Raw genomic sequence first — 4459 nt, 5'->3', positions numbered from 1 at the left:
CGTTTGACCTTTCTTCGCCATAAAAAAGACACCCCCTAAAATAGATTACCATTGAGGGGTCTTTTCTCAATGTCTATTTTAAGGGGTGCACATCAGCAGTGGCGGGCGCTTTTTTTACAAATACAGGTGTTCAACTTGCTCGACGATCTGCTGGATCAGTTCCCCCGCAGACCCCTGACGAGACAGCCGCGTCCCTTGTCCTGCCCACATCGACAGGAACTCCGTGCGGTTTTGACGAGCGGCCGCTTGGCGGATGTCGCGAGTGAGTGCGTTTTGGATCGGGTAGGGCGGGAGCAGTTCAGCGTCGGGATCGAGGTGCTCATGGAAGCGGTTTGTCAAACCGCGCGCTGGTTTTCCGGAAAACGCACGAATCAAAGTGGTCTGTTGCTCGGTGCTGTCGAGCAACGCCTGCTGGTACTGGGGATGTGCCCCGCTCTCGTTGCAGGTCAGAAACGCAGTTCCGAGCTGGACTGCTGCTGCGCCAAGCATCCGGGCTGCGGCTACCCCGCGACCGTCCATGATTCCCCCGGCGGCAATCACCGGGATCTGCACCGCGTCGACGAGTTGCGGAATCAGCGCCATCGTCCCGATCAGCGAATCGCGCCACTCCCCGGTGAACGTTCCCCGATGACCGCCAGCTTCACTCCCCTGCCCGACGATGCTATCGATCCCACTTTGTTCGAGCAAAAGGGCCTCGCGAACGTTCGTCGCTGTGCCCATCAAGTGGATGCGGCGCTCCTTGCACGCTGCTACCCACTCGTCTGAAAGCATGCCAAATGTAAAACTCAAAACGGGTACAAGTTCTTCTAAAAGCACAGCGACTTGTGCATCAAACGACTCCGCAAATTGGGTCGGTGCTGTCTGTGCTGTCCATTCTGGAAGGCCGAGTTCCCTGCGAATCGGATTCAGTTTTTCCTGTATCCTCGCAATCTGTTGCTGATCCACGGTCACGGGGTCGGTCAGCAAGAGATTGACGGCGAACGGACGCGAAGTCAAGGTGCGAATCTCGCGGATGGCGACCCGAATCTGATCCGGCGTCATATACCCCGCTCCCAACGTGCCCAATCCGCCTGCATTGGACACCGCTGCGACCAATTCTGGCGTCGTCGCTCCCCCTGCCATTCCCGCTTGAATGATGGGATACTCGATACCCAAGGTTTCTGTGACTCTCGTTTGCGACCATTTCATGCAACAACGCTCCTTTTCAACTTGTAGCGCCTCAACAGAGGCTTTGTCCAGTGGCTGCGAACGCCGCCCTCTTGGGGGAAGTACGGCCCGCACCACACCGCATCGCCGAGATCGCAGTGCGCTGGCGGTGATGATTTGTCTTTTTCTCACGGACGCGCGTCCAGCCGTGCTGAGGGGGACTCCGTGGTTTTGCTGTTTCTTGCCTGAGTCATCACTGACATCTGTCCCTGCTCTTGACCTACAGGTAGACACCAGCACTTGCGTAAGGTTTCACCGCAGACAGAATCTTGATATACTGAAAATGAGGGAGGGATTTTTTGCCATGAGTCGCAACTTGCAGGAATCTGAGCGGTATATTGAGCCCTTGCCTGATGAAATCACACGAGCGCCATTTAATGAAGGTATCGCTTTCAGAGATACCTTGGCGGGCATGCAGACCCCGAAGCATGGAGGTCAAGTGCCGCGATTTTACCGGCTGTATGCATGGGTGTCCATCCTCTTTTTTTGCTGGTACTATGCTGTATGAGGCCGTTGAGTTTTTATGGAAGTTGTAAAAAGGCCTGATCCAGTTGCGGATCAGGTCTTTTTTTATTACAAAATGATGTACGCACATCGACCATGAGAATAAGTGCTAGAAGACTAGATTTTATTTATCACTTTCTAATAAGAATTACTTATATAAACATAGGTAGAAAACTGTTATAATTATTACGAGAATAATTATAAAGGTGGTCATCTCATGCAGATCCTCGAGCATGTCTTACAGGTTGCACCGATTTTGACAAAAATACTTTCGAGCGAAGATATCATGGTCGCCGTCACAGACACGACCCAATATGTATACTTCTCTCCCTCCCACTCCTTGAATCCCCCCATCACGCTTGGGATGGAGTTTTTTGATCATGACCTGTTTGGAACGATTCGCCAGACAAAGGAACGCGTTGAGCAGATTTCTCCCCCCGAATACGGGCCCCCTTTCAAAGCGGTCGGGTTCCCGCTGTTTGATCAAAATGGAGAATTCATCGGTGGTTTTGGCTTCGGGATCTCTTTGCACCGCGAGTATACGTTGATCGAAACGATTGGCGCACTCGACAAAGCGGCAAGCACGATTCAAGATCACACGCATTCCTTGATCGCGCATACGCAACAACTGTCGGCCACGATCGAAGAAGTGACTACATTTTCACAAACGGCACACCAGCACTCGCACAATATGGATGAAGTCCTGACCTTTATTCAAAAAATCTCTCAACAAACCAACCTGCTCGGCCTCAACGCAGCCATCGAAGCCGCACGAGCCGGTGAATACGGGAGAACTTTTTCCGTCGTCGCCAAGGAAATTCGCACACTCTCGTCCAATTCATCCGACGCTGCGAAGCAGATTGGACTCTCGCTCGACAACATGCAACAATTGGTCAACGACATCACAGGTAGCCTCTCCGAGATTGCCGCCTCCTCTTCAAACTTGATCCATCATTCGGAATCTTTCTCCGAATTGGTAGATGATCTCCATCAATTGAGCCGTAAGCTCAACGATTTCGCCAACCAGATGGTCAAGTAGTCTCTGTCCTGGTTACACAGAAAACGAGCCCCTGTTCTCATCAGAAAGTGAGCACAGGGGCTCGTTTTTTTGAGTTGAATTAAATGCGAAAATTCGGCAAAACAATATCATTGTATAATTTACATTGCATTATAGGAAAATGTTGAAATCAGTTGAATTTTAAAGATGACTGTGTTATTTTGTTATCGGGGGATTTGATAGTAAAACGAATTATCTTAAAATGACCAAGGGGGATTTATAGTGACTGCTACATTATTGGGGAGCCTTGTAACTGCAGAAGAGTTGGAAAAGGGGATTCAGGACAAACGGGCAACCATGCTCGTGCGCAACGAATTCTACCAAGCCTTGCGCCAACGTACCCACGCACAAGATTGGAAATGGTGTGTCAACCTCTATCACCTTTCCAAGGAATTTACGGAGTTGTTGCGACTGCGCCATCAACGTTTCCCAAGCGTACCGCACGATGTGTTCGAGTCGCACTACCAAGAAGAGATCGGACATGCCAACCTGCTGCGCGACTGGATGCTCTCCATCGGCTTGCCTGATCCTGAAACGATGCATTCAACCAAGGAGACTGAGGATTTCATCTCGATTTTGTACCGTGCAGCCACGGCGATGGATGAGAGCATGGCGCTTTTGGTCATCAACAGCACTGCTGAAGGTTTTGCTTTGGACTTGTACACAAACTGTTTGAAGCAGTTGCAGGTCACGAACATTTCACCCAAACTCACCTACTGGGAAGTGCATTGCGAGGCGGATGAAGAGCATAGCAACGTTGCCCAGTATGTCTCTCCCATGTCCGATCGCGAATTGGACACGGCCCTGCACTATGTTGATTACACGCTCGACGCAATTGATAAGATGTTGATCAGTTGGTCGCGTTATTCATAAGCGGTTGCGTTCGAAACGCTCGTAAAAAGGCCCGATCCATGAGGATCGGGCCTTTGGCGTATGTTTGAAAAATGGTGGAGGCTGACGGGATCGAACCGCCGACCCTCTGCTTGTAAGGCAGATGCTCTCCCAGCTGAGCTAAGCCTCCATCATGGTCGGAATGCAGGGATTCGAACCCTGGACCTCTCGCTCCCAAGGCGAGCGCGCTACCAAACTGCGCTACATTCCGGTAAACATGGTGCCGGAGAAGGGACTCGAACCCCCACGGTTTCCCGTTCGATTTTGAGTCGAATGCGTCTGCCATTCCGCCACTCCGGCTTAGTAGATCTCTGTACCATCTGTAGAAAGGATAAAGCTGGTGCCGCTTACCGGAATCGAACCGATGACCTATTCATTACGAGTGAATCGCTCTACCAACTGAGCTAAAGCGGCATGATGGCGGAGAGAAAGGGATTCGAACCCTTGAGACGGTTTCCCGCCTACACGATTTCCAATCGTGCTCCTTCGACCAAACTCGGACATCTCTCCATCAATGGTGCGATCAAGAGGACTTGAACCTCCACAGGGTTGCCCCCACAAGAACCTGAATCTTGCGCGTCTGCCAATTCCGCCATGATCGCATAACAAACTTGATACACTGGATGCTGCAACTTTGTGAGTTCAAGACCTTGCATCGCGTAGGATAAGCCCTCGACCGATTAGTACTGGTCAGCTCAATGCCTCGCGGCACGTACACACCCAGCCTATCAACCCAGTCTTCTACTGGGGGTCTTACCACGTTGACCGTGTGGGAAGTCTTATCTTGAGGGGGGCTTCGCG

General features: G+C 51.3%; 4 protein-coding genes, 6 tRNA genes and 1 rRNA gene. 3 read left to right on the top strand and 8 right to left on the bottom strand.

Annotated elements, in window-relative coordinates:
- Positions 1 to 114: 114 nt before the first annotated feature.
- Positions 115 to 1188 (bottom strand): NAD(P)H-dependent flavin oxidoreductase, encoded by a 1074-nt coding sequence (locus C7459_RS22350; RefSeq protein WP_109691448.1) that lies wholly within the window; start codon positions 1186 to 1188, stop codon positions 115 to 117.
- 322 nt (positions 1189 to 1510) lie between these two features.
- Here C7459_RS22350 and C7459_RS22345 point away from each other — a divergent pair, with 322 nt between their 5' ends.
- From C7459_RS22345 to C7459_RS22335, 3 genes are all read left to right on the top strand, one after another.
- Positions 1511 to 1714, top strand: coding sequence for a hypothetical protein (locus C7459_RS22345; RefSeq protein WP_109691447.1), 204 nt, complete (start codon positions 1511 to 1513; stop codon positions 1712 to 1714).
- 213 nt (positions 1715 to 1927) lie between these two features.
- Entirely contained in the window at positions 1928 to 2749 is an 822-nt protein-coding gene (locus C7459_RS22340) for a methyl-accepting chemotaxis protein (protein ID WP_109691446.1), read from the top strand.
- A 240-nt stretch (positions 2750 to 2989) separates the two neighbouring features.
- Entirely contained in the window at positions 2990 to 3640 is a 651-nt protein-coding gene (locus tag C7459_RS22335; protein ID WP_146201072.1) for an iron-containing redox enzyme family protein, read from the top strand.
- Positions 3641 to 3712: 72 nt separating this feature from the next.
- Here the strand turns inward: C7459_RS22335 and C7459_RS22330 are convergent.
- The 7 genes from C7459_RS22330 to C7459_RS22300 all read right to left on the bottom strand — a co-directional run.
- Positions 3713 to 3788: transfer RNA gene (locus tag C7459_RS22330), tRNA-Val, on the bottom strand.
- A 4-nt stretch (positions 3789 to 3792) separates the two neighbouring features.
- Positions 3793 to 3869, bottom strand: a tRNA-Pro gene (locus tag C7459_RS22325).
- Positions 3870 to 3876: 7 nt separating this feature from the next.
- Positions 3877 to 3958, bottom strand: a tRNA-Leu gene (locus C7459_RS22320).
- A gap of 38 nt (positions 3959 to 3996) precedes the next feature.
- A tRNA-Thr gene (locus C7459_RS22315) sits at positions 3997 to 4072 on the bottom strand.
- Positions 4073 to 4076: 4 nt separating this feature from the next.
- Positions 4077 to 4168, bottom strand: a tRNA-Ser gene (locus tag C7459_RS22310).
- A 5-nt stretch (positions 4169 to 4173) separates the two neighbouring features.
- Positions 4174 to 4260, bottom strand: a tRNA-Leu gene (locus tag C7459_RS22305).
- A gap of 58 nt (positions 4261 to 4318) precedes the next feature.
- Positions 4319 to 4459: ribosomal RNA gene (locus C7459_RS22300) — 23S ribosomal RNA — on the bottom strand; the annotation flags it as partial.

Origin of the sequence: Tumebacillus permanentifrigoris, from assembly GCF_003148565.1 — a bacterium.
Taxonomy (GTDB): domain Bacteria; phylum Bacillota; class Bacilli; order Tumebacillales; family Tumebacillaceae; genus Tumebacillus; species Tumebacillus permanentifrigoris.
This window is presented reverse-complemented; position numbering and strand designations above follow the sequence as displayed.